Source organism: Pedobacter sp. MC2016-15 (assembly GCF_026239695.1).
GTDB lineage: Bacteria > Bacteroidota > Bacteroidia > Sphingobacteriales > Sphingobacteriaceae > Pedobacter.
The window spans coordinates 110,057-135,981 of record NZ_JAPIVS010000009.1 but is presented as its reverse complement, the minus strand read 5'-3'; the positions used below and the strand labels follow the sequence as shown (position 1 = coordinate 135,981).

Annotated in this window: 17 protein-coding genes; 1 reads left to right on the top strand and 16 read right to left on the bottom strand. The window is 45.6% G+C overall.

What is annotated here, in order from left to right; translation table 11 throughout:
• Positions 1-32: 32 nt before the first annotated feature.
• The 10 genes from OQY15_RS21845 to OQY15_RS21800 all read right to left on the bottom strand — a co-directional run bounded on the left by OQY15_RS21845 (position 33) and on the right by OQY15_RS21800 (position 17,746).
• Positions 33-1,394: an ammonium transporter gene (locus OQY15_RS21845; protein ID WP_265794248.1), complete on the bottom strand. Its 1,362-nt coding sequence runs from the start codon at positions 1,392-1,394 to the stop codon at positions 33-35.
• Positions 1,395-1,706: 312 nt separating this feature from the next.
• Entirely contained in the window at positions 1,707-4,478 is a 2,772-nt protein-coding gene (locus OQY15_RS21840) for a M14 metallopeptidase family protein (RefSeq protein ID WP_265794246.1), read from the bottom strand.
• 19 nt (positions 4,479-4,497) lie between these two features.
• Positions 4,498-5,940, bottom strand: a complete 1,443-nt coding sequence (locus OQY15_RS21835) for an amidohydrolase (RefSeq protein WP_265794244.1) — start codon at positions 5,938-5,940, stop codon at positions 4,498-4,500.
• Between the two features lie 6 nt (positions 5,941-5,946).
• The gene (locus OQY15_RS21830; protein ID WP_265794242.1) at positions 5,947-8,694 is read right to left on the bottom strand and encodes a M14 metallopeptidase family protein; all 2,748 of its coding nucleotides are present in this window, start codon (positions 8,692-8,694) and stop codon (positions 5,947-5,949) included.
• Positions 8,695-8,718: 24 nt separating this feature from the next.
• The gene (locus OQY15_RS21825; RefSeq protein WP_265794241.1) at positions 8,719-10,038 is read right to left on the bottom strand and encodes a M20/M25/M40 family metallo-hydrolase; all 1,320 of its coding nucleotides are present in this window, start codon (positions 10,036-10,038) and stop codon (positions 8,719-8,721) included.
• A gap of 17 nt (positions 10,039-10,055) precedes the next feature.
• The gene (locus OQY15_RS21820; RefSeq protein WP_265794240.1) at positions 10,056-10,676 is read right to left on the bottom strand and encodes a hypothetical protein; all 621 of its coding nucleotides are present in this window, start codon (positions 10,674-10,676) and stop codon (positions 10,056-10,058) included.
• Between the two features lie 18 nt (positions 10,677-10,694).
• Entirely contained in the window at positions 10,695-12,287 is a 1,593-nt protein-coding gene (locus OQY15_RS21815; RefSeq protein ID WP_265794239.1) for a SusD/RagB family nutrient-binding outer membrane lipoprotein, read from the bottom strand.
• A 33-nt stretch (positions 12,288-12,320) separates the two neighbouring features.
• Positions 12,321-15,926 (bottom strand): SusC/RagA family TonB-linked outer membrane protein, encoded by a 3,606-nt coding sequence (locus OQY15_RS21810; protein ID WP_265794235.1) that lies wholly within the window; start codon positions 15,924-15,926, stop codon positions 12,321-12,323.
• Between the two features lie 206 nt (positions 15,927-16,132).
• Entirely contained in the window at positions 16,133-17,101 is a 969-nt protein-coding gene (locus tag OQY15_RS21805; RefSeq protein WP_265794233.1) for a FecR domain-containing protein, read from the bottom strand.
• Positions 17,102-17,218: 117 nt separating this feature from the next.
• On the bottom strand, positions 17,219-17,746 hold the full coding sequence (locus OQY15_RS21800) for an RNA polymerase sigma-70 factor (protein WP_265794231.1): 528 nt from the start codon (positions 17,744-17,746) through the stop codon (positions 17,219-17,221).
• 449 nt (positions 17,747-18,195) lie between these two features.
• Between OQY15_RS21800 and OQY15_RS21795 the strand changes: the two genes are divergently transcribed.
• The gene (locus tag OQY15_RS21795; RefSeq protein ID WP_265794229.1) at positions 18,196-19,971 is read left to right on the top strand and encodes an aminopeptidase P family protein; all 1,776 of its coding nucleotides are present in this window, start codon (positions 18,196-18,198) and stop codon (positions 19,969-19,971) included.
• Between the two features lie 74 nt (positions 19,972-20,045).
• Here OQY15_RS21795 and OQY15_RS21790 read toward each other — a convergent pair whose 3' ends face one another.
• From OQY15_RS21790 to OQY15_RS21765, 6 genes are all read right to left on the bottom strand, one after another.
• Complete coding sequence (locus OQY15_RS21790) at positions 20,046-20,918, bottom strand: ROK family protein (protein WP_265794227.1); 873 nt, start codon at positions 20,916-20,918, stop codon at positions 20,046-20,048.
• A gap of 32 nt (positions 20,919-20,950) precedes the next feature.
• Entirely contained in the window at positions 20,951-21,811 is an 861-nt protein-coding gene (rfbA, locus tag OQY15_RS21785; RefSeq protein WP_265794225.1) for a glucose-1-phosphate thymidylyltransferase RfbA, read from the bottom strand.
• Between the two features lie 17 nt (positions 21,812-21,828).
• The gene (locus OQY15_RS21780) at positions 21,829-22,395 is read right to left on the bottom strand and encodes a DUF3109 family protein (RefSeq protein ID WP_265794224.1); all 567 of its coding nucleotides are present in this window, start codon (positions 22,393-22,395) and stop codon (positions 21,829-21,831) included.
• A 5-nt stretch (positions 22,396-22,400) separates the two neighbouring features.
• Complete coding sequence (locus OQY15_RS21775; RefSeq protein ID WP_265794222.1) at positions 22,401-23,177, bottom strand: DUF3108 domain-containing protein; 777 nt, start codon at positions 23,175-23,177, stop codon at positions 22,401-22,403.
• A gap of 32 nt (positions 23,178-23,209) precedes the next feature.
• Complete coding sequence (locus OQY15_RS21770) at positions 23,210-23,725, bottom strand: DUF2480 family protein (RefSeq protein ID WP_265794221.1); 516 nt, start codon at positions 23,723-23,725, stop codon at positions 23,210-23,212.
• A gap of 62 nt (positions 23,726-23,787) precedes the next feature.
• Entirely contained in the window at positions 23,788-25,884 is a 2,097-nt protein-coding gene (locus tag OQY15_RS21765; RefSeq protein WP_265794218.1) for a SurA N-terminal domain-containing protein, read from the bottom strand.
• Positions 25,885-25,925 lie beyond the last annotated feature (41 nt).

The window sequence follows — 25,925 nt, the reverse complement described above, 5'->3', positions numbered from 1 at the left end:
AGTGGGATGAGCGCCGTTGAGTCCTGAAACAATCAGTGTGGAGCGCCGGGATCCAGAATGAGTGAGCCCTGAGAATACTTCTCATTATGCTGACTTGCATCCAGTCCTTCCTCTTCTTCTTCCTGCGTTACACGGATAGGCTCGATCATATTTACCAGTTTGAAGATCACAAATGAAACTACAAAGCTGAATACTGCTACGATGAGCACTCCCTTTAACTGGGTGAAGAAGAAATCAGGATTACCATAAAACCAGCCATCAACACCCGCAGGGTTTACTGTCTTGGTGGCAAAAACGCCTGTAAGCAGCATACCGGTAATACCTCCTACGCCGTGGCAAGGGAATACATCAAGGGTATCATCAAGGCTGGTTTTTGATTTCCAGGCAACAGCCATATTAGAAACTACAGCAGCAAATGCGCCGATAAATATACTTTGAGGAATGGCGACAAACCCGGCACCAGGTGTAATGGCTACAAGACCAACTACGGCACCGATACAGAAACCAAGAACCGAAGGTTTTTTGCCACGGATAACATCAAAGAACATCCATGAAAGACCTGCCGCACCCGCAGCAACATTGGTAGTGGCAAAGGCTGATACTGCAAGACTACCCGCTCCCAATGCAGAACCGGCATTGAAACCAAACCAGCCAAACCATAGCAGACCTGTACCAATTAATACGTATGGAATATTTGCAGGCGGAACTTCAAGATGTTCCTGGTGAACTCTTCTTCTTTTGAGGACAAGGGCACCGGCCAGTGCAGCCATCCCTGCTGAGATATGTACTACAGTACCTCCTGCGAAATCCAGTACGCCCATTTTGAACAGGATACCTTCAGGATGCCAGGTCCAGTGCGCCAGTGGTGAATACACAAAAACGGCAAACAGAACGATAAACAGGATGTAGGAGGTGAAACGGATACGTTCTGCAACGGCTCCTACGACAAGTCCGGGAGTGATGATAGCGAACATCAGCTGGAAAAGTGCGAAGAGGGTTAATGGAACAGTTGGCGCCAGGCTCCACGACGGACCGGAATTTACATTCTGGAAGAACAGAAATGTAGTTGGATTACCAATCAGACCATTGATACTGTCCCCGAAGGCTAAACTAAAACTTACCACTACCCACAGTACACTGATGATCCCTGCGGATACAATACTTTTAATCATGGTGGAGATCACATTTTTTCTGTGTACCATACCGCCGTAGAAGAAAGCCAGACCGGGAGTCATCAAAAATACCAGGGCTGTTGCCACCAAAACCCAGGCAACGTCAGCTGCATTGTATTTTCCCTCATCAAAATTTGGTTTTAAGGGGATAAATAGTGAGGCGATGGCAACAATTGCCAGAATTGCAAATGGAATAATCTGCTTTAGCGTAATTTTTGTCATAATTAAGAGGGTTAATTTAAATAATTAACTCAATATACTGACTTTTATCAGAAAATCATGAGACTTTTGACCCATCATCACTAATATTTATGATTTTATTCAGAATATTATGGATTAATCATAAATTATATGACACTAAAACCGCTTCATTACATATATCAACACAATATTTTAATGTTTTTAGATAGAAATCATGTAATAATAAAAAAAGAAGAGAAATTTGGAGTAAACAAAGTTTGTTTTAAATGAAAACAAAAGAGCCCGGCTAAAATAGCCGGACTCGGGATACATTTATAGGAGTATTATTTGTGATTACTCCGCAGACATACCGTAAAATTGGTTGAATAATAACTTAAAGGTGCCAAGCGACTGCCCTCTGAAGGTAATTTCCGGACCAAAAGTGTATAACTTGCCCGCCCCTACTGAAGCGACAAATCCAGCAACACCATCTTTGAGGTAAGATTGTCCCCATGCCCATCCGCTGCGCAGTGGCTTATCCGTAGGGAACCACAATACAGGCGTTACGCCTTTTTTCGCAGCATCATCATCGAGTTTAAAGACAGGGCTGTTGTCAAAGTTCACATCCACATCGGCCGGCATACCCCAGGCAGCAGGCACGGCAGGATCTACACTCGCATGCAGGATACTTCCAGGGATATAGTATTTGGTACCAGGCAGTGGTTTGTTGTCTTTGTCTACAAGTGCACTGTGAACCGGCAAGCCCAGATGGTAAGCCAGGTTGGCGCTGCTGCCAATGGTGACGATATGCCCACCAGCTTCGAGGAAGGATTTGAGCTGCGGAATGGATTTCTCGGGAGTAATCTTACCCAGCATCTTGTGGAATTCTGCAGGGGTATCTTCAGCCTTAGGCATGCGGTCATAATACGAGCGCTGCTCACCGCCGATAGCAGGTATTGCACGGGTGACAAACACGATGACATCATATTTGCTGTTGAGGCCACCAGCATCAATCTCCTGAGGAAAGACCTTGGTATACTCAAAATGATTCTGCTCCATCAGCAGTCGCAACCAGCCCGAAGGCATAGAACCGCCATACTGATCCCACAGTCCTATACGCAGTGAGGTCATCCTTTTTGCATCGGCAGGCATTTCATCTGTTGCTATGGCTTTTACGCCCAATGTAGCATCTGCTTTATCCAGCACTGCTTTGGCAGCAGCGCCTGCTGGAACATACCACGTTCCCGTCTCGGCAAGTCCGCCGGCACCTTTGGGCACGCGGTACACTTCTACCCCTGCTTTGAGCAGGTCGTTGGCCACAGCAAAGGAGTTATTCAACTGAGCACTCAGCAGGTAGCCTTTGCCAGCAGCAGGAACTACCTGTTTTTGAGGAACCTGGATCTGCCCATAAGGGATCTTGACGAATGGTCCGCCAAAGTTATTCAGTACACGGTCGAACTTTATGCCCATCTGGAAAGCGAGTGTCCATCCCGCAGCATCATAAGGCCTGATCGGAGGCCCTCCCGGATAAAGGAAATCATTAGGGTGATCCTGTGGCTCAAACATATCGAGCACATGCGGACGGAATGCCTGGTCGGTCTTTACGATATACGAACCGGCAGGATAGTTAGTTCCCTCTACACTGAAAGATGTAGTTGCCTTTTGAACGCTGATTCCCGACTTAATCAGGGCATTCAGAAATTTGATGGCTGTAGGGAAATCTGGCTGATCAGCAGAGATGATATATCCCCTGGCATCACGGTTGGCAGGGTTCTTCAGCACTGCATCGTAATACTTCATAGGAATATCTGTCCCGCGGGTCATCCAGCCCATTGGGTCGCCTGCCGTACCGGCATTATCACCGGCAGTCTTCTGGTCACTTTTGTACGCCTGGGTGATGGCATCTGTACGTTTTGGCGACAGCGTCCAGTTATCCTTGCTTCCCCTGTCGATAGAGTTTTTACCCATCTTATAGATGTTGTAGAGGACCTCATCGCGCTGACGTGCGGCATAATCCAGCACAGAGTAATTGAGGGACACGGAATAATCGATCGACTGGCGGAAGTGCCATACATCCTGTGGTAAAACAGGATTAGGCGTTGCCCCGTTAGGTACAAGACGTGCAGGAACCAGCGGGATTTTCTCTGGCGTAGGATTCCCGATGATCTCAGTAAGGAGTCCAATCATGTTGTGAAACTGCGTGGTAGTACGCAAGCCGCCATTATACCAGGTGGAGAAGCTGGAACCTGTTAAACGGGTATACCCGGGTTTGTTCTCTACGTTGAGCCTGCTGTACATGGCTGCGCCGAGGGCGTCGATACCGGTAATCATCAGGGGATCAAACACAAAATTAAAAGGATCGCGGTAAGGCGGACCAGCAAGCACCGATCCCTCCGGACCTCGCTGATGATGGTTATACATAATCTGAGGGAACCACTCCAGGAAGAGTTGCCTGCTCATGTTGGTGGCCTCTTTGGTATTCATCATGTAGTAATCACGGTTGTTATCGTGACCGATATATTTCTCGTACAGCGTAGGGATCTCGGTATTCCTTTTCAGGGGATCAGCCTCTTTCATATACCAGTTGGAAACCAGCTCCATCCCGTCGGGATTGGCATGCGTGAGCAGCACGATGACGTTATCCAGGATGCGCATCGTTTCAGGATCCTTGCGGACAGTCAGCTGGTACATGGTTTCTATCAGCTGTGCTGCACCTACCACTTCTGTAGCGTGCAGACCTCCGTCGATCCATACCACGGCTTTTCCTTTTGCGGCGAGGGTTAGCGCCTGCTGGTTGGTGAGACCTTCGGCACGTGCCAGCTTCTGGGCAATATCTTTGTACATCGCCAGGTTTTTGATGTTTTCCGGCGAGGAAACTACCATCATATATTCATGACGCCCCTCTTCAGTAAGCCCGATATCTACGAGTTTTGTCCTTGGTGATGCCGCCAGCTTTTTATAGTAAGCTACTGTTTGGGTGTAGTTTGCCAGCTTATAATCGTCGCCCATGTTAAAGCCGAAATGCTGCTTTGGGGAGGGTACCGTCTGCGCAACGCCCAGCGATGCCGTGAGCAGCAACGTTGCGCTCAGCATCCAGGATACCCTGCTTGTTAAAAATGAGTTCATAGTCTATTTTTGGTTTAGGTTATTTTCTGTAATCCAGGGCAGGCTTTCTGTCGCCCAATAAAGCTTCATATTTATAGTCGGCTCCTTTTCTTTCCTTAAATTCCTTGGACGCTGCACTGAGCACATCAGGAGATTTGAACAGGTCGTATGCAGAAAGTGCAATGGTTTTTGCCGCGATCATCATCCCCTTCTGCCCGATGGTATTCCCTGCCGCAGCAACATTCTGCCAGCTGTGGCCCGAAGATCCGGGAACAAAGGTTGCCGTAGACAGTCCTGCCGTTGGGGTAGCCCAGCTGACATCACCCACATCGGAGGAAGCACCGCCCGCAGCATTGCCGGTTTCTACCTTGAAAGGCTGAATGGTTGCCGTGCTGGCCAAAGGCGGCTGTTTATCGCCCACGAGGGTAGACTGTATTTTCTCTGCAAAAGCTTTCTCCTCGGTGGTGTAGGTAAATCCACCCACGAGACGCAGGTTCTTATCCATGACGGTAGACAGGGGAACATTGGCGAGCATATTATAGGTACCGCCAATGACTTCGTATTCCATTTTTGTGCCGGTACCGAGGGCAGCTCCTTCTGCTGCATTGACCAATCTTGCCCATACATCTTTGACCACCTGGATATCAGGGTTCCTAACATAATAGTAGACTTCTGCAAAGGCAGGGACTACATTTGGCGCTTCGCCCCCGCGGGTGATCACATAGTGAATGCGGGTGTTGGAGGGAATATGCTCGCGCATCATGTTGACCATATTATCCATCGCCTCTACACCATCCAGTGCCGAGCGGCCCTTATCAGGCGCCGCCGAAGCATGTGCAGAGATGCCTTTGAACCTGAACTTGGCGCTTTTATTGGCCAACCATGGCGAGATGCCCGCAGAGTTGGCATTACCGGGATGCCAGTGCAGGGTAGCATCAACATCGCTGAATAAGCCTGCACGCACCATATACACTTTGCCGGAGCCACCTTCTTCTGCCGGGCAGCCCATCACTTTGAGGGTTCCTTTGCCGCCACTTTGTGCCATCCAGTCTTTGACGGCAATAGCCGCAGCTACAGAGGCCGTACCAAAGAGATTGTGGCCGCAGCCGTGACCGGCTTTACCGCCTGCAGATTCCTGGAATGGGTTTTCGGTTTGGGATATCCCCGGCAGGGCATCGTACTCTGCCAGGATAGCGATCACGGGTTTCCCCGAACCATAGGTAGCTACAAATGCCGTAGGAATATCTGCGACGCCTTTTTCTACTTTAAAACCGGCTTCTTCCAGCTGCCCTTCCAGCAGTGCTGAACTCTTTTCTTCCTGATAGCCCATCTCGGCAAATCCCCAGATATCTTTGGATATCTTGTTGTATACCGGGGTCTTGGCATCCAGCGCCGCGATCAGCTTCTTCTTATCGGCATTCTGGGCCATCGCTCCGAAGGAGAAACCGGCAGCCAGGGTAAGTAATGTGATTTTTCTGATCATATCTGGTTATTTTTTCTGGCTGTATAATTCGTTGAACAACATTTTGAAGGTGCTGTGCGACTGGCCCCTGAAGGTAATTTCCGGTCCGAAAGCATAGAGTTTACCTTTGCCTACCGGCGCTTCGAAAGCGGCTACACCATCTTTGAGGTACGCCTGTCCCCATGCCCATCCGCTGTGCAGAGGTGTGGTTGTGGCAAACCATGCAAGGGGTTTGATGCCTTTTGAAGCAGCACCTGCATCGAGTTTAAACACCGGACTGCGGTCGAACAGTACATCGTTCTCTTCTGCCATACCCCAGTTGGAAGGCTGTTTGGTATCAAGGCTAACCTTTAACAAACTGCCCGGGATGTAATACTTGGTACCCGGAAGTGGTTTATCCTTACCGTCTTTGCCGGCTTCTACAAGTTGATTTTTAACAGGTAAGCCTAAATGATAAGCCAGGTTGGTACTGGTACCAATGGTGACGATATTTCCACCTGCTTCCAGGAATTTCTTAAGCATAGGCACTGATTTGGCCACAGAGATCTTACCTACCCTTGGCTGGAACTCTGCAGGCACATCTTCTGCTTTAGGCATCCTGTCGAAGTAACGGCTTGCAGCTCCCGGTTTATCGGAGGCAGGAACAATTCCTGTCACCATGATAATGGCATCAAACCTTTTATTGAGGTCGCCCGCATCTACCTCATTAGGGTAGATCATGGTATACCCGTAATGGTACTGCTCCATAAGCCAGCGTACCCATCCCGCAGGGATTGAGCCTCCATACACATCTACAATTGCTATGCGTGAAGTGCTGATTTTTGTTAACCCTGATGGTTTGGCAGTAGCAGCGTTTACCATCAGTCCGTGTTCAGCGGCAGATTTACTGAGGATAGTTTTTGCAGCTGCTGAGGCAGGAACATAAAAATCTCCGGTAGTACCTGTGGTTGGACGGTAAACTTCGGCCCCGCCTTTGAGCAGGTCGTTCACGGCAATGAAGGCATTGTTTTGTTTAGGACTGATGGTATATCCTGTTTTAGCAGTGGCTACGCTCAGTTTTGGTGCCAGCTGGATTTCTCCGTAAGGGATGGTCTTGAAATCGCCCGTCACTTCGCTCATGGCACGATCAAACTTGACGCCCATCTGGAAGGCCAGTGTCCATCCCGCAGCATCATAAGGTCTGATGGGAGGCCCGCCCTCATACTGGAAATCATTAGGGTGATCCTGAGGTTCGAACATATCAATCACATGCGGACGGAAAGCCTGGGCAGCAGAAACTACATAGGATCCTCCAGGATAGGTTTTTCCTTCAGAAGTAAAGGTTGAAGTGGCTTTCTCCACACGGATACCCGAGCGGATCAGCGAATTGATAAAGCGGATGGCCGTAGGAAAATCTGACTGGTTTGCAGGAATAATATATGCCCTTGCATCGCGCAGTTCAGGGTTTTTCATCACGGCATCAAAATATTTCGCAGGGATACCGCTTTCACTGCCGAAAGAGAATTCGCCTTCGCTTTTCTCGGCACCGGCATCTTTTTTATCCTTGTTATAGGCGTCTTTAATGGCCTGCACATATTTAGGGTAGAAAGTCCAGTGATCCTGATGGCCACGGGCGATGGAGTTCTGCCCCATCTGGTAGATGTTATACAGCAACTGGCTGCGGTTACGCGAAGCATAGTCGAGCACCCCATAGTTAAGCGAAACAGAGTAATCGATGGACTGGCGGAAGTGCCATCTCTGGGGAACAACCGGGTTAGGGGTAGCACCATTCGGAATCAGACGGTCTGGCACCAGGGAGATATCCTCAGGTGTTGGTCCGCCGATGATTTCTGTGAGCAGTCCCACCATATTGTGGAAATATGGCGTAGTACGCAGGCCGCCATTCCACCAGGTAGAGAACTGTGAGCCGTTACGCTGGGTATACCCGGGTTTGTTCTCTGTATTTAAACGGTTGTTCATGGAGGCACCCACACCATCGATACTGGTAACGATCAGTGGATCAAATACGTAGTTGAAAGGATCGCGGTACGGAGGTCCCGCCAGCACAGAGCCTTCAGGACCACGCTGGTGGTGGTTGTACATGATCTGCGGAATCCACTCTACAAACAGCTGGTTGCTGATGTTCTGGCTTTCCTTCATGTTCATCATGTAGAAATCCCGGTTGTTATCATGGCCCACAAACTTCTCGTACAAACGCGGGATATCCAGCTTGCGCTTGAGCGTATCCGCATTGCGCATGTACCAGTTGCTCACCAGCTCCTGCCCATCGGGATTGGCCTGCGCCAACAGGATGATGTCGTTGTTGAGGATGGTCATGGTTTCTTCGTCGGTACGGGTAACCAGCTGGTACATGGTTTCGATCAGCTGATGCGCTCCGACTGTTTCTGTGGCATGGAGTCCCCCATCGATCCAAACGACAGCTTTACCTTTTGCAGCCAGCTTTCTGGCTTCATCCGGTGTAAGGTTCTCTGCATGGGCAAGCTTGCGCGAAATATCCTTGTACTCCGCCAGCTTTTTGATGTTCTCCGGTGAAGAAACGATGAGCATCCATTGATGGCGGCCTTCTTCCGTCATCCCTATATCTACGAGTTTGGTGCGCGGAGAGGCCGCCAGTTTTTTGTAATAGGCTTCTGCCTGGGTGTAGGTGGTCAGCTTGTAATCATCCCCGATGTTAAAACCAAAGTGCTCCTTTGGCGAAGGAATGGATTGCGCACTGGCTAAGCCTGCTGCACACAGCAAAGCCAGGGTAAACATTTTACTAAATTTGTTGTACATATTCTCCATTTTTATGTTTCTGCTTTATTTTGCCAGGCCCGCCTCAGAGAGCAGAACCAGCAGCGACTGTTGTATTCCGATGTATCCTTTATCATTCACAAACCACTCATTCAGTGAGTGTGCATTCCCCGCTTTGCCACCCTGTCCGATGGTCATTGCCGGTACTCCTTTTGCAAAAGGGATGTTAGAATCAGTAGATCCCTCCCTTAGTTTTGGTGTTCCACCAAGATAAGTGATCGTAGCCATCATGCGCTGAACTAACGGAATTGTTGCAGGGTTGTTCCCCGCAGGGCGATCGCCAATCAGTTTGATATCCACTGTCAGGTCTTTACCCATTTTCTTGATCGCATTTTCTTCTGCAAGAGCTTTGCTGACCGCCGCCTTGAACAAGGCATCCATGGCGTTGAGGCGTTCCGGGTTTTCTGAGCGCATGTCTACTTCCATCCAGGATTCGAAAGGAACAGAGTTTACAGAAGTTCCGCCACCGATGACGCCAACGCTAAAGGTTACCCTTGTGCCCGGTGTTGAAGCATAGGCATTGCCGGATTCATCCCAGTAGTGCATGGCACGGCCCAGCGCATTGTGTGGATTGCCGATACCAAAAGCCCCTGAAGAGTGCCCGCCCGGACCTTTGAAGGTTACACGGTAGCGGTGTGAACCCAGCGCACGGTGTACAATACCTTCGTTTCCTCCGCCATCAATAGCGATAAAAGAATCAATCTTTCCGGGACCTGCCGCACTGAACAGGTTCTTGACTCCTCTCAGATCTCCCTGCCCTTCTTCGCCCGTGGCACCTACAAATAATACATCCGCATCCGTCTGAATGTCTGTCTGTTTCATCACTTTGATGATGGTGAGTAATACTGAGAGTGAGCGGGTATCATCTCCAACACCCGGAGCGCACAAGGTATCCCCTCTGTATTTTACCGTTACATCGGTACCCTCCGGAAAAACGGTATCCATATGCGCCTCTAAAACAACACGTCTTTTTCCGGTACGCCCTTTACGGAAGGCCAGCACATTGCCCGCGGTATCCGTCCAGACAGAATCGATACCCGCAGCTTTGATCATTTCCGCGAATTTTGCGGCTCTTTTAGCTTCTTTGTATGGGGGCGCAGGGATCTCGGTGAGCAGCACATGGTTACTCATGGTTTCTTTTTCAAGATCCAGGATTTGCTGCATAGCCTTTTTTACCAGGGGTGCTGCAGCGATCTTCTTAATCTCTGCGCTGTACTTTTTATCAATTGGTACGGTTGCAGCTGCTTCGCTCTGCTGAGCATTGACCGCTCCTGCACATCCCGTGAGCAGTAAGGCGAAGAGTATATTTTTTTTGATGATAAACATATGGCTGATATAATAGGTTATTGATTTTTAAAGCGCACGCCGGTACGCGGATCACCAAACTCGTTTCTGGATTCATCGGCTACGTTGGAGAAGTAAGCGGCAATCCTGCGTCCGTCTGTCAGGTTAAGGACAAACTTGAAGATAAAGTAATCGTTTACCGCAACGCTGCTCAGATTGATCCCCGCCAGCGTTGCCAGCTGGGCAGCGGTGAAGGTGTAGGTTTTGGGGAAGGTGGTTACCGTTTCATAAAGTTTATCCGTAGCATTGAGGTTTCCGGGTAATGGAAACTGGGCAATATTGGGATACATCCCTCCCGGGTACGACATCACAATAGGATAGGCAGGCACACTGGACTCGGCCTTGTTAAAACTGTTGTACACTTCAATAGAGGCTACAGTAGCCTTGCCATAACCAATCCAGTCGAGCGTAAAGGAGAAACGCTGATTGGCGACATTGGGATCTCTGAGGTTGAAAAAAGAGACTTTGGCTGTCTGGCGTGTAGGCAGGGCCGACATGGCTGTATCTACTGTGACCAGCGGCAATGCGGTATACGTATAATCTTCCCATTCGTAATCAACTTTTTTACATGCACTGAGGGCCAGCAAAACACATGTTATAGATAGTATAAGATTTTTCATTTGCATATAGTTAAATATTTATTTATCCCAAAAAACCGGTGTAATCTGCTGTGCTACCTGTATAGCACTGGCATTGGCGCCAAATGAAATATTGGACGACAGCTCTGTCTGTGAATAATACAAACGCAGCGGGAAGGTGCTGAGTGGCGATAAGAGCTCTCTCAAAACCGGCAAACCTGTCCTTCTGTAATCGGTGTAAGATTCCATTCCGTTACCATATGAAGCGATATACTTTTGTGTCATGACCAGGCGGAGTTTTCCGGCAGCATCTGCAGCATCATACTGAACCAGCAGGCGGTTTACAAAACCAGTAATAGTGGCTGCAGGAATAGTCACTCCGCCATTGGCCGTAGAATAGGTGCTTACACTATTGAGGCTGGCGGTTACTCCATCAGCAAAATTGGCTCTGGCATCATCACCCGTGGACAGGGTTAAGGCCGCTTCGGCACGGATAAATTTCACCATCGCATTGGTGAGCAAAGGCATGATTCCTGCTCCGGTACCATCGGTTACAGCAACTACCTTGAGTGTAGCCGTTGCCCCTGTGTTGGTGAGGTATAGGTTTGATGCCGGAAGGTTATTGATGGCAGCGTTGTCATATAAACCACCGGCAGGGTAAATACCGAAGGTAGAACGGCGTGTCTGATCTGCCGGCGCAGCAGTACCATCACCCGGATTACGCCCGTAGTAACCATTACTGTTGGCTCCGTTATTTAACCCGGCAGTTGCGTTTTGCCTGTAGATAAAGGCCCGCAGACGCGGATCATCAGCATTGAATAACAGGTCGATCCAGGACTGACTCTGGTAGAAAGTTTTGGCACTCTGGTATTCTGCACGGTGCCATGGATGACGGTTGTTGGGATTTTGCGATGAGCCAAACCTGAAGGTGAAATCAAGTGTATTGGCACCGATCAGCGGAGCCCCGCTGCTGAGAATGGTCCTGATCGCTGTTGCCGATCTTGCAGGGTCTACCAGACGGATCTGATTATATAATTTTAATTTGAGTGAGTTACCCATGCTTAACCATGAGTTTTTAGCACCTGCATAAAACAGGTCTGAGCTGGCCGGTACAAGGGTTGTGGCCGTAATTTTATTGATATCGGCCATACCTTCATCGAGCAGCACCAGCAATTTGTCATAAATCTCGGCACCTTTCTCCAAAGGGGGGCTGGTAGTTACGGATCCTTTTTCTGCTTCTGAATAAGGAATATCACCCCACATGTCTACCATGAGACTGTAGAGGTAAACTTTTTCCAGTTTGGCAATACCTACATAGCCCCACTGCTGTTGTTCTGTTCCGGTTTTGATTACCGTCTCCAGATCATTCAGCGTCTGGGAGTAAAAACCATCCCAGGAGTTTGCATAGTCTGTACCCTGCTGCTGGAACCTGCTGATTCCGCTGGACCAAACGGTCTGTTGTATAATTGTAGATGTACCGCTGTTGAGCTGGTACATGTTTGCCGCCATGGAGATCTCCGTAGAGGGCAATAATAAGGTGAGCTGTGCAGAGGTGGGGTTGTTTGGGTCCTCATTAATATCTACAAACTTTTTGCAGGAACCACCGATCAGCAACATACCCGTTAGCAGGAAAATGTAATTTTTATTTCTCATTTCATCTCTGTTTAAATACTTTAATACCATTCATTAAAAACTGAACCTGAGGTTGACACCGAACCTTCTGGTTGTTGGAACAGAAAGGTTATCATACCCCTGTGAGTTGCCTACGCCCAGTGAACTTACTTCAGGATCAAAATTTGTGTATTTAGGGAAGTTTGGCGCATAGTACCAAAGGTTACGTCCACTCACCGAGATTGTTCCTGAGCCGAAAGGGGTCTTTTTAAGCAGGTTCTTTGGAATCTGATACGCCAGGGAGATCTCACGGAGACGGAATACTGTAGCATCAAATACAGATCCTTCATCCACACCACCCGGACCTAAACCGTTGGTAAAGAAATAATCTTCATAACTGATTGCCACATTGTTTGGAATGGTATTTCCATTGGCATCCAGCAATGGCTGTAACGTAGCGACATTGCCGAGTACGCCCGGCGCAACAATGGTAAACTCTCTGTTCTCTGTATCTCTGGTTACACCGCGCGACATCATTTGTCCGACAGTGTTGGAATAGATATCGCCTCCCTTTTTAAGATCCATCAATACTGACAGGGAGAAGTTCTTGTAGCTGAAGGTATTGTTGATACCCAGGATAAAGTCTGGATTTGGATTACCAATCGGCTGCAATGAACCAGATACCAGTGGTTTGCCGGTATTAGGGTCGATCAGGATTTGTCCATCAGGACTACGTGCATAGGCTGTACCATAGATGAGTCCGTAAGAATTGCCAACAATATGTACACTGCTCGTGCCCTGCGCGCCGCCATAGACAAACTGCTTGTAGTCGCCCAGATTGTCAATTACGTTTCTGTTGCGGGTAAACACCGTTGAGATATCCCAGTTGAATCCTTTATCGCTTCTGAAAGGGGCAATATTAAGGGCAACCTCGATCCCTTTGTTGGTAGCCTGACCCAGGTTGAGGATCTGCGTGGTAAAGCCCGATGAAGGAGCTGCTGTTACCTCAAAGATCTGTGAAGTACTCTTTTTGCTGTAATAGGTGAAATCGAGCCCGATCCTGTTGTGCAGGAACTGAAGTTCTGTACCGACCTCGAGCTCAGTGATAAACTCAGGCTTGAGGTTGGCATTGGTGAGTAAATTTGCCAGCGTTACCGAATTGTAGTTAGAACCCCCGGGATTGAATGGTGTACCTACAGCGCCTGTCCCCGTAGTGGCACCCAGTGGTGAGTTGATCAGGTAGAACGCAGCAGTCTGATAAGGCGTGGCCTCATTACCCACACGGGTATAACCACCCCTGATTTTACCAAAACTCAGGATATTATCAGGGAGCTTGAAGGCTTTGGTGAAGATGAAGGAACCGTTGGCACCACCATAGAAATAACTCTGGTTGTTGGATGGCAGTGTAGATGAAACATCATTACGGCCCACAAGGTTTAAAGAGGCATAATCCTTATAATCGAAGGTGATATCGGTGAAGAAGGCATAATAGCGTTGTTTCAATAAATTCCTGTTGTAGTTTAACTGTATTGGCGTAACGGAGCTGGTATTGGTGATCGTATTGAGATCGGCCACAATGATTCCATCTCCATAAAAGGCTTTACGGTTGGTATAACGCTGGTTGATGTTATTACCCAGGATCCAGCGCAACGAGAGATCGCTCGTCAGCTTTTTTGTTGCAGTAACGAGGAAGGTATTATCCAGCTCCTGACGGTAAATATCGTCTGTACTGATACTTCCGTTGGGATACGATGACGAACCCTTGCCACGAACATTTAATCTCCTGTCGGTGTAAGCGTTGAAACCTGCTGTATTTTGTACGTTGAGCCATGGCAGCGGATCGAAGCCCAGTACCAGGTTACCATAAAACCTGTCTACATTACTGCTGGAAACGCTGTGTTTGGTAGACCAGTACGGGTTATCAAGACCTGTGTAATCGTAAACATTGCTGCCATCGATAGGGTTCTCAAATGGGTAGCCGGTGAGGTCGTAACTGGTTGGGGTGTACATGAGGGCAGACATGATGGAGCCTGTAGCACCACCGATTGGCGGGGTCTTTTGATCTGTCACCACATAGTTCATGGAACCGCTCACATAGAATTTATTGTCGAGCTTCATGTTACCACTGACATTAAATGAGGTTCTGTTGATCTCATTGCTGGGCACTACACCTTTATTATTGGTTCTGGAGAAACCTGCGGTGAAGTTGCCTTTCTCGCTACCCGAAGAGATGGAAAGTGCGTTTTCATATACACTACCAGTCTGGAAGAAGTTCTTCACATTCTCCTTTGCGTAAGATCTGTAAGGGACCTGGATGGGCGTAACGCCATCTGCCTGATAAAACTGAGGGAAAACCGCAGAACTAAACTGGCGTGTTAACTGATGAGGAACGGTAGTTCTGGTAGGGAGTATACTTTCTACACCCGGAAAAGGAAGTCCCCAGGAAGCATAAACACCATGGCGGTAATCCTGATTGGTTCCCTGTCCGTATTTGGTCTGGTATTCTGGTAAGCCCGAAACGTTCTCAACGGCATAGGAAGTATTGTAAGTAATCTCAGTACCTTTCCTGCTCATTTTTTTGCCGGCTTTGGTAGTGATGATCACGGCCCCATTGGCAGCCCTGGATCCGTAAAGTGCCGCAGCGGCAGCTCCCTTGAGGACGGTCATGCTTTGGATATTATTGGGATCAAGGTCGAACGCACGGTTAGTTACCCCTGCAGCGCCGCCACTGTTGGTGCCCACATTTCCGAAACTGGAGTTATCAAATGGAACACCATCGACTACAAACAGGGGCTGGTTATTTCCGTTGAGGGAAGAGTTACCACGGATATTGATATTAGTTGCACCACCGGCAACACCACCTGATGACTGGATATTTACACCTGCAACCTTGCCTGTGAGAGCACGCAGCGGATCGGGTTCAGATTTTTGTGCAAGTTTATCGGCATTAACGGTACTTACAGAATATCCGAGAGAGGTTTTCTCTCTTTTGATACCTGCAGCAGTTACGACAACTTCTGTCAGTGCATTGGCACTTTCACTGAGTTCTACATTGATAGTTCTATTGGTTCCTACAGCAACTTCCTGCGTTTGAAAACTGATATAAGTAAATACCAGTACGCTTTCATTATTTGGAACGCTGATCTTAAAAGTTCCGTCAGCGCCTGTAACAGTTCCTGTTTTTGTGCCTTTAACCACGACACTAACTCCGGGAAAGGGCTTTCCATCAGCTTTTCCTACCACCTTACCGCTGACAGTATGCTGCTGGCTGGCCAGGAGGGCATCTGCTGTAAGGCTGTCAGCCATAGCGATGTCGGTTTTCTTTAACACGATATACTGACTGGCGTTTACGCTGTAATTGACATGCAGGCTGACCAGGATATCATTTAAGATATCGCCGAGTTTTTCCTGACTTGCATTTACGCTGACTTTGGTGTTTAAGGGAATGATAGTAGAACTGTAAACGAATTTAACATCGGCCTTTGCCTGGATATTTTTGAGTGCCGTTTCCAGCGGAACATCCTTTAAGCTAAGGGTAAGACGTTTATTTAATATACTCTCTGAGGAGGCAGGAATGGCGAATAACGTACCTGAGAGCAACAATAGCGAGACGATCTGTAACACCGAGATCCGCATGAGCTGAATAAAAAGAACCTTTCTGGTTTCCTTACATTTTTGCATACATTTGTTTGATTTTTTGTTAATTTCCTGATTGAATGAGACAAAAAAGTCCCTTACCCATGTCTTTTGACAGGGTGATTCTTAATGTAAATTGAGGGGGAATTCCGTGGCAGAGGTGGCTTCAACACCTCTGCCATCTGTAAAATGAGTTTGCTATTTGATCATAGGCTTTTCTGGTTTTAAGTTTTTGGTTATAGTTGATTTGGTTAAGTTTTGTCCTCAAGTGTTACCGATTGCCCGTCGATGCGGAAATCCATGTTAAAAACATCGCTCATCATGCTGATGGTATTTACCAGGGACTGATCTGTAAAATCAGCAGTGATGCGGTTGTTGCTTATTTTTTTATCCTTAAATGTAATCTCTACCTCAAACTTGTTTTCGATCCTCTGCAGCACATCTGCAACCCTGGCATCATTAAACTGCATCATATATTCTGTCCCTTTGGTGAGCTCTGCTACTTCCAGCACTGGCTCAGGCTGTTTGACAATGGTTTTCCTGTGCTCCAGGTACACTGCCTTCTGGCGGGGATGGAGAACGACCGGGGCCGACTTAGCAGAACTCAGATACACCTGCCCTGTAAGAACGTTGACCTCAATTTTATTACTGGCATGCCTGATATTAAAACTGGTGCCCAACACCCTCGTCTTTAATCCCCCACAGGAAATTTCGAAAGGATGCGCCGGATCTTTTGAAATCTCAAAGAGTGCCTCCCCTTTCAGGTCTACCATCCTTAAAGCACCTTTAAACTTTAAAGGATAGATCAGCTCACTATTTCCCTTCAGCCATACGATACTGCCATCAGACAGTATTGCTTTGGTAATTTTGCCACCGGAATTAGTTACCGAGGCATACTGGTTAATGTTAAGTATTTCGAGCAATCTGGTACGGAAGAAAAAAATCAAAGAACAGCATAGAAAAAAGGTAGCAGCCATTTTTAAAACGGGCCTGAGTTTCTGGAATCTGTTGATCTCTTTGGTCTCAGGCTGACTGATGCGTTGTTGCAATGCAGCAAACATCCTGTCTCCCCTCTCCTTTTGCTCTGTGTCCGTCAATTTCTCCGCTGCAGAATGATCACTGAGATGACGGAGCCACAATTCCACATTTTCCCTTTCCTCAGCATTCAGCTCATTATTGAGATATTTTTCAATTAATGTATCAAAATCTTTATTCTGCATTCTACCATTTCTGCCTTTATATCTGGCTTTCTACTGTAAAGTCGTTTCAGCAGATCAATACACCTACGCGATGTAAGATTATTTTAAAAATTATTAATATTTGGCAGGTAAATAGTTTTAGCAGATGGCAAAAAGCAGGATAGAAAGAGAAAAGAATTGCCCCAGGGAAGATCTGAGCTGACGCAAAGCTTTAGTCAGCTGGTTTTCTACTGTTTTATGGGAAATATTCATCAGATCAGCAATATTTTTGATAGATTGATGCTCATTTCTGCTCATTCTAAATATTTCCTGGCATTTTTCGGGCAGTTTTGAGACTTCATTTTCAATGAGTCCCTTTAAATCTGTCAGATGCATATGCTCCTCATTTGAGTTGTCGAAGTTCATTTTTTTGAATGACGCATAATTGGCAGCATAATCTCTTTTTACCTTTTCTGATCTTATATAGTTAATAGTCTGGAATTTAACCGCAGTAAAGAGATAAGATTTCAAAGAGTGGGTGATCTGCAGCTGTTCCCGTTTGGTCCACATGGAGAAGAAGGTTTCCTGGATAATTTCTTCGCAGACATCTTTGTCTCTCAGGATATTATAGGCATAATTGTATAAGTCCGACCAATACAGCTCATAAATCTGCTCAAAAGCAGGCATATTACCTTCACTTAAATAAATAAGGAGCTCAGATTCATGATATTTAAATTGATTTTTGATAATACGAGAGTTTTGTTAATGCCTTATTTTAAAATTATGCAATTTTTACTACAAAAACATAGCACAATGACACATTTATTGGTTTTTTATCATATTTAAAATACGAAACACAAAAAAGCTCTCAAAAAAGACACATTTAGGACTTATAATTATCAAATACACAATTTTTAATGATAATTATAAACCTTTGCTTCTCCTGAGCAGGGCAAACAACGCTCAGGATCAGCAATGGTATAATTTGATATTAGCTGTAAGATAGTTTTTAGGTTATACTTTACGAAATAAATTGTATTATTCTTGTATCTCGACATGAACGGGTGTTTGTAGGAGTCGTGTAAATAAAATCCTTAGATTTGTTCCTCAATATTCATTATCCAACATTTGCAGATATGACATACGAGGAAAAATTAAGCAAAATACGTTCACAAATGAAGGCCGATAATGTAGAAGCCTATATTATCCCCTCAGCAGATCCGCATATCAGCGAGTATCTGCCTAAACATTATCAATGCATACCTTTTGCTTCGGGATTTACCGGATCTGCAGGAACATTAGTGATCACACAGGATTTTGCTGGTCTGTGGACTGATTTCAGATATTTTGAACAGGCCGCAGAACAATTACATAACAGCGGCTTTGAGCTGGTTAAACAAAAAGTACAGCATGCCCCTGAATATATTCAATGGCTTAAAAATAAACTTGACAAAGGTGCCATTGTAGCGACAGATGAGAAATTACTGTCTGTGCTGCTGGGAGACCTGCTTACACAGCAATTATCATTGAAAGGCATCAGCCTGCAGCATAAAGATTATCTGAGTTCGATCTGGGATAACCGTCCGGCACTTCCTGCTGACAATGCTTTTCTGATCAGTGAAGAACACGCAGGACAATCTGTGAGCAGTAAACTGACGGCAGTTCGTGCTGAACTAAGCAACTATGGTGCGGAGTATCACCTGGTATCTTCACTGGATGATATCGCCTGGTTATTTAACATCAGGGGAAAAGATGTGAGCTTTAACCCGGTAGTGCTGAGCTTTGCGCTGATCAACCAGGATCATGCAAAGTTATTTATCCATCCAGGGAAACTTACAGAAGACGAAAAAGTAAACCTGCTGAAAAGTGGCGCAGAAGTTTTGCCTTACGAAGAAATAGAGGATGCTTTAAAACTGATCCCCGAGCAAAGTTCTGTATTTATAGATCCCAAACGCAACTGCTTTGCCTACGCCAAACTGATCCCGGCTTCAGTGCAGATCATCAAAGAAATCAATCCTTCTACCCATCTTAAAGCGGTAAAAAACGAGGTTGAACTGACAAACACGCGCGAAGCAATGCGCAAAGACGGTGTGGCTCTAACCCGCTTTTTTAAATGGCTGGAGGAGAACATTGGTAAAATAAAAATCACAGAACGCTCTGCGGCAACACGGCTGACTCAATACCGTGCTGAGCAGGAAGGCTATATCGGAGACAGTTTCAATACCATCAGTGCCTACAGGGCCCATGGAGCACTGCCGCATTATGCACCTACCGAAGAGAGTGATGCAGAGATTAAAGCGGAAAGCTTGTTCCTGGTTGATTCCGGCGGACAATATTTTTATGGTACGACAGATGTAACGCGGACAATACCGGTAGGGGAAACTACAGAACAGGAAAGAACGGATTATACGCTGGTATTAAAAGGCATGATCGAGGGCTGTAAAGTACAATTCCCGAAAGGCACCTGTGGTTATCAGATTGACGCTGTAACCAGGAAACCGCTATGGGAGCACGCCATTAACTACGGGCATGGTACAGGACATGGCGTGGGCTATCTGCTCAATGTGCATGAAGGACCGCAGGTTTTGAATCCGACGCCTACAGCCATACCGGTTGAACTGGGTATGATCACTTCTGTGGAACCTGGCATTTACCGTCCCGGAAAACATGGAATACGTATCGAGAACCTGGTGAACACCATCAGGGCAGAGTCTAATGAGTTCAATGAATTTTATGCCTTTGAGGCACTGACTATTGCTCCGATCAATACGACTATTGTAGTGAAGGAGCTACTGGAGCAATCACAGATTGACTGGCTGAATGCCTATCATGCTTTGGTACTGGAAAGACTGAGCCCTGCTTTGAATGAGGAAGAACGCCAGTGGCTGCAGAATGCTACAAAAGCGATCTAGTTAATCCGGTAAGGTCATAAAAAACCCCGGTATGAACATAGGTTCGTACCGGGGTTTTTCTTTAGCAGGTTATCTTAAGACTGAAACCAGCTATATGCTGCACCCACAAGCGCTGCATCTTCCCACATGGTGCTTTGTTTAAGCACCACTTCTTTATTTTTAAGATGTTTAAGTACAATTGGAATAAAGTAATCCCAGGTCTTTGCGATATTACCGCCAATCACAACCACAGTTGGTTGTTCCTGCTCAATAAAATCGTTTAAGAACAGAGCCAGGTTTTCACCAAACTCTTCAAAGATCTGATCTTTTATAGCCTGATCTTCTGTAGCCAGCAGGGCCATCACATCTTTGATCTCTTTTCCTGTTAATTCTTTATATCTATTGGCAAACCATCTGGTTGAAATATACTCTTCAGCGATGCTGTCTTTGAATGGAATAAAAGCACGGTCTGAATCTACAGTACTACCCTGGCAATTGCTCGCAGATCCTAAACCTGTACCTAATGTGATACCCACGGCACGCTTCTCGCCAGCAACTGCTCCAGAAGCTAATTCACCGTGCAAAAACGATTCAGCATCGTTTCTAAAAAGAATATGGCTCTCTGGGATACCTAATTTTTGAGCAAGAATTTCCAAAACATTCATCTCATACAGAGAATCATATTTCTTTGTTCCTTTCATCAGCGAAATACCTTTTTCATAATTGAAAGGTCCAGGCATTGCAATTCCAATATGTATTTGCTCCTCTCCCGAAGTTACGATCAGCGGGGTCAGGGCATCTACCCATGCTTTAATGATTACATCAGCGCCTTCCATGGAGGCTACACGTTCTCTGATCAGAGAACTTTTAACAATTTTGAAATCATCGGCATCAATGTGTGCTGCCGTGATGTGCGAACCTCCAATATCGACTCCTATATAAGGTAGTCTGGGCGATTTAAAACTCATATGCTTGGTTTAACTATATTGTGTTTAGATTATTATTTGATCAATTTTAACAGGTATGCTCCGTACCCGCTTTTTACGAGCGGCGTAGCGATTTTACGCAGCTGCTCTTTATCGATGAAACCCATTCTGAAGGCTACTTCTTCGATACATCCGATTTTAAGGCCCTGGCGCTCTTCAATGACCTGCACAAACTGTCCGGCTTGCATCAGGGAGGCAAAGGTTCCTGTATCCAGCCAGGCGGTACCACGGCTGAGTACTCCCACCTTCAGGTTTCCCTGCTCCAGGTAGGCTTTATTTACATCGGTAATTTCATATTCACCTCTTGGTGAAGGTTTGATATTTTTTGCAATTTCTACAACGCTGTTATCATAAAAGTACAGACCTGGCACAGCGTAATCAGATTTTGGATTTTCAGGCTTTTCTTCAATCGATACCGCTTTATTGTCGGCATCAAATTCTACTACACCATAACGTTCAGGATCTGAAACACGGTAGGCGAAAACGACACCTCCCTCAGGATCAGAACTGGCCTGCAGTAATCTGGCCATACCATCACCATAGAAGATATTGTCTCCAAGTACCAAAGCCACTTTATCTGTTCCGATAAAGTCTGCACCAATCACGAACGCCTGGGCAAGACCATTCGGCTCATGCTGCACTGCATAAGTGAATTTACAGCCTAGACTGCTTCCATCCCCCAGAAGTTTCTGGAAATTGGGAAGATCATGTGGGGTTGAGATGATAAGTATTTCATTAATTCCAGCCAGCATCAGTGTTGACAGCGGATAGTAGATCATCGGTTTGTCATACACAGGCATCATCTGCTTGCTCATGACTAAGGTTAAAGGATGTAGCCTCGTGCCACTTCCTCCTGCTAAAATTATTCCTTTCAAAATACTCGTTTTATATTTTACAGATTTGAAGATACACTATTTTCTAATTCCCTGTACCATTCTTCTCCATATTTTCTGATTAGCGGCCCTTTTAAAAAGGTATAAACAGGAACTTTGAGCTCTCTGCCAAAGGTACATGCATCAGAACAGATGTGCCAGCGGTCGTAATTAAGCACGTCAAACTCGGGATACTGGGTAATCCTGATCGGATACAGGTGGCAGGAAATCGGCTTCTGCCAATCTACAATCCCCTCCTCATGGGCTTTCTCTATCGCACATTTGGTAATTCCGTTTTCAAAAGTTACATAGGCACATTCTTTATTGCCATCCACACATGGTGTAGTGAGGTCGCCATCAGCATCAACTACTGAAGTGCCATACTCTTCTATCGCGGCTATACCTTTCGGGGCCAGCATGTGTTTGATCTTCGGATAAATTTCTGCTAAAATAGCGGTTTCTGCAACCTCGAGGGGAGCTCCTGCATCACCTTCCACACAGCAGATACCTTTACATTTGTTAAGGTTACACACAAAACTTTCGCGGATGACATCCTCATGTATGAGAGTGTTCTGTACTTCTATCATTGTTTTTATTTTTCTTTTGCCAGGGGATATTTTAATCCTGTGGCCGATTTAATTTCCATTGTAACGGCTCCTACAATGATTTCAACCTGGGCCTTTACAGGCACCCTGTTGCCATCATCGGTAATCCAGAGGTATAAATTGCTGTCTTTTCTAAAAATCCTGCCAGGCTCAATTGAAGGGCTGAATTTCAGACAGCGGATATCTCCCAGCTTACTTTTAACGACTTCCTTACCGACATATTTTATTTGCAGCTGATGTATTTCTTTTCCTAAAAAGTAGTTGAGTTTGAATTGTTCACCTATTTTGAGCTTGGTGATATCAAGGCTCCGTGCAAAATAATAGGCAGAAACGAGATCGAAGGTCTGGTTGGTAGGTGTGGTAAATGTACCCTTATTGGAAACGACCTTTTTAGTATCCTGATAAAAGCGTGCCTTATCCTGCCGCTTATATTTGGATTCTTTGATATCCTCCTGATAAAAATAAGGTGTCAGGTCCTCTTTATCAATATAAGAATCATAATGATCCCGGATCTTATAAAAAACGTCGAATGTACCCGATGTACGGGCATCAACCACCAGACGGTACGTAGGCTTATTGTTGAATTTGAGATCAGAGTTAAGTACTTTGATGATACCTTCGGCCGCTGTAATAATCCCGTATCTGAGCTTATACTCCAACACTTCACCTTCCTGAAAAACAGGTTCCTTAACTAAAGGCAACTCCTGTGCCTGAGCATTCATCAGGGCAATCAGGAAGATAGTCAGCAAGTATATTTTTCTCATACCCTGTTTAAACACAAAAAGCAATCCAGAAACTAATCCTTTCGTTTATAGATCGGCACAGTGGAACACGGTTCGCCATACATAATACTTTTAACGACAGGTGTTAACAAGGCTGTAATCTCTACATAGGCAGAAACCGGCACTTCTATATCAGCACAACCCTTGATCACTACACGCTCGTCTTTATAGGCGGAGATATCAATCTTTGACAGTGCTCTTGTAAATAAAACTGCTTCCAGAACTTCTGGTCCGCCAAAGACCACTTCATTGGCAAAAGGTTTCAACCTGTTTGCAAGCAGCATATACGCCCAGGTAGGCACAATGGCATCCGCACTGCAGATGATGGCAACGTTCTTACCGCTGTAAGCCGTCCAGTCGTGGGTTTTAATAAACTCTCTGAAATCCTTTTCTCTAAGGATTAAGCCATGGAAGAGATTTTCTTTGAGATCATATACCACACGCTCACCCTGATGATAATATTCTTCAAGGTTTAAGGTAATTAAACCACTTGAAGCTACCTTATTGACTATATTTTCCTGAATTTCCATGGCCGTAAAATAAAAAAACCGGAAGTAATGTTACTTCCGGTTTCAAAATTACGTATTTCAATCTAATAGAATTTCACTCTATTGTCTTTTATATCACTTTTATCCTGCAATGCCTGGAAAGCAGCTCCTAATGATCTTTGAGCAATACCCTGAAGCATAGATTCTTTTTGTTTGTAAGTGTTTCCAATTGGAGCCGGGTTAGTGAATCCGTTTACAGTAAACACGTACGCTGCGCGCTCGCCATCAATAGGCTTAGACACTTTATTTACAGCTGAACCAAATACGCTTCCGATAAGTTTGTTTTCCTGTGCAGCACCCGGAACGATTGGGTTTGCAAAAACAATATTCTGAACCGGTGTTACAGTTTTACCAAGTTTCTGAGCTACCTGTGCCAGGCTTGATGCACCCTGAGCAGCATTTTTAAGCTTTTCAGTGAGCATTTTTGCTTTAACAGCATTCAATACCATTGGCTCGATATCTTTCTTCACTGCTTCCAGTGGAAGGATACCTTTTGGTTTAATATCAGTAAGGTGAGCAATTACATAAGCATTATCCATTTGATATACTTCTGTAAGCACATCGCCTTTCTCTGCACCAAAAGCATCACGAATCAGCTGACGTGGATTATCAAGACCCGGGGCATAACCCTGACTTCCGGAGATCCTGTCTGCTACTGCTACAGTATATCCTGCTTTTTTAGCTTCTGCAGCGAAGTTATCGCCTTTAACACTATTTAAGAAGGCAGATGCTTTTTTGTAAGCCTGATCTTTAGTTTTGCTGCTTGGAGAAAGGTTTTTCTCGATATATGCCAGTTTAGCAACTTTAGAAGAGCCGATCTGGTTTTCAATTTTAATCAGATGTACACCGAATTGTGAACGTACTACTTTAAGATCACCGGTTTTACCGTTGAAAGCAGCATTCTCAAATTCAGGAACCATCTGACCTCTTGCGAAGGTACCCAGTTCACCACCTTTATCTTTAGATCCATCAACGCTGTACATTTTAGCCAGTGCTGAGAAGCTTCCACCATTCTGAACCAGAGTTTTCAGGGAGTCAGCAAATTTCTCTGCTTTATCTACCCCGCCCATTTTCGCAGCATCCAGCAAAATATGGCTTGCCTTAACAGAATCCGGAGACATACGTGTATCGATAACTTTTACCATCTTGTAAGAGTTACCCGAGAATACAGGTCCGTAGAAGCTACCACCAGGCAAAGCAAACACTGCCGAATCAATTTGCGGATCAAGTTTACCTTTGGTGATGTAAGCGTAAGGAACTTTTACATCAGAGTTGATTGCTGAAAACAATGAATCACTTTTTGAAGCCTGAAAGCCTGCAGCAAGTTTGTTAACCTGTACTTTGGTTGCAGCTGAATCTTCTTTAGTTGGGTTAACACTAAATGAAACGTATTCAAATGAACGTGTTTCAGAAGGGTTTTCAAATTTCTTCTTGTTATCGTTATAATAGTCTGAGTAATCAGCATCTGAAGGTTTAACAGAAGCGTCAGGAATACTTGCGTAATCAAGGCTTACATAGCTGAAGTTTGCCAGTTTATTTCTGTTCTGATATTCGTCGTTAGCTTCTAATGAAGTTACGTATACAGAGTTTTTAACCAGTCCGGCATATTTTTGCTGTAAAGCTTGTTTTTCGATTTCTGCTTCCAGAAGATCCCACTGTTGTTTCAACTGAGGATTTGCAGCACGTTGTTTCAGGGAATTGATTACCGCAGCACGGTCTACCTGACCAGTTTGTGGGTTACCAAAATATTGAACAATCAGCGGACTTGGATTTTTGCCCTGCATTAAGTCGAACAATTCATCTCCTGAGATATCAAGACCCAGGCGTTTGTATTCTTTTGACAATAAAATTGTGGCTAATTCACCATTCCAGGCATTATCAACAGCCATAGCTGTCATTTGTGGATTGGCACTACCGCCGTATTGTTGTTTGAACTGCTGCAGATTCTGATCTACTTTAGGACCGAACTCATCGATGTTGATTTCTTCACCATCTACGGTTCCAACAACTTTTTGTGATGCCGCCCAGAAAGGCTTACCTACGTTAATTGCATCACCAACTAAAAATGCAACAATTGCAAAACCGATGGCTCCTACCAAGATAAAGCCTGCGCGATTCCGCAAAGTGGTCATTAAACCCATAATATCTAATATTTATATTTTTTTTAAGAGGGCGCAAGATA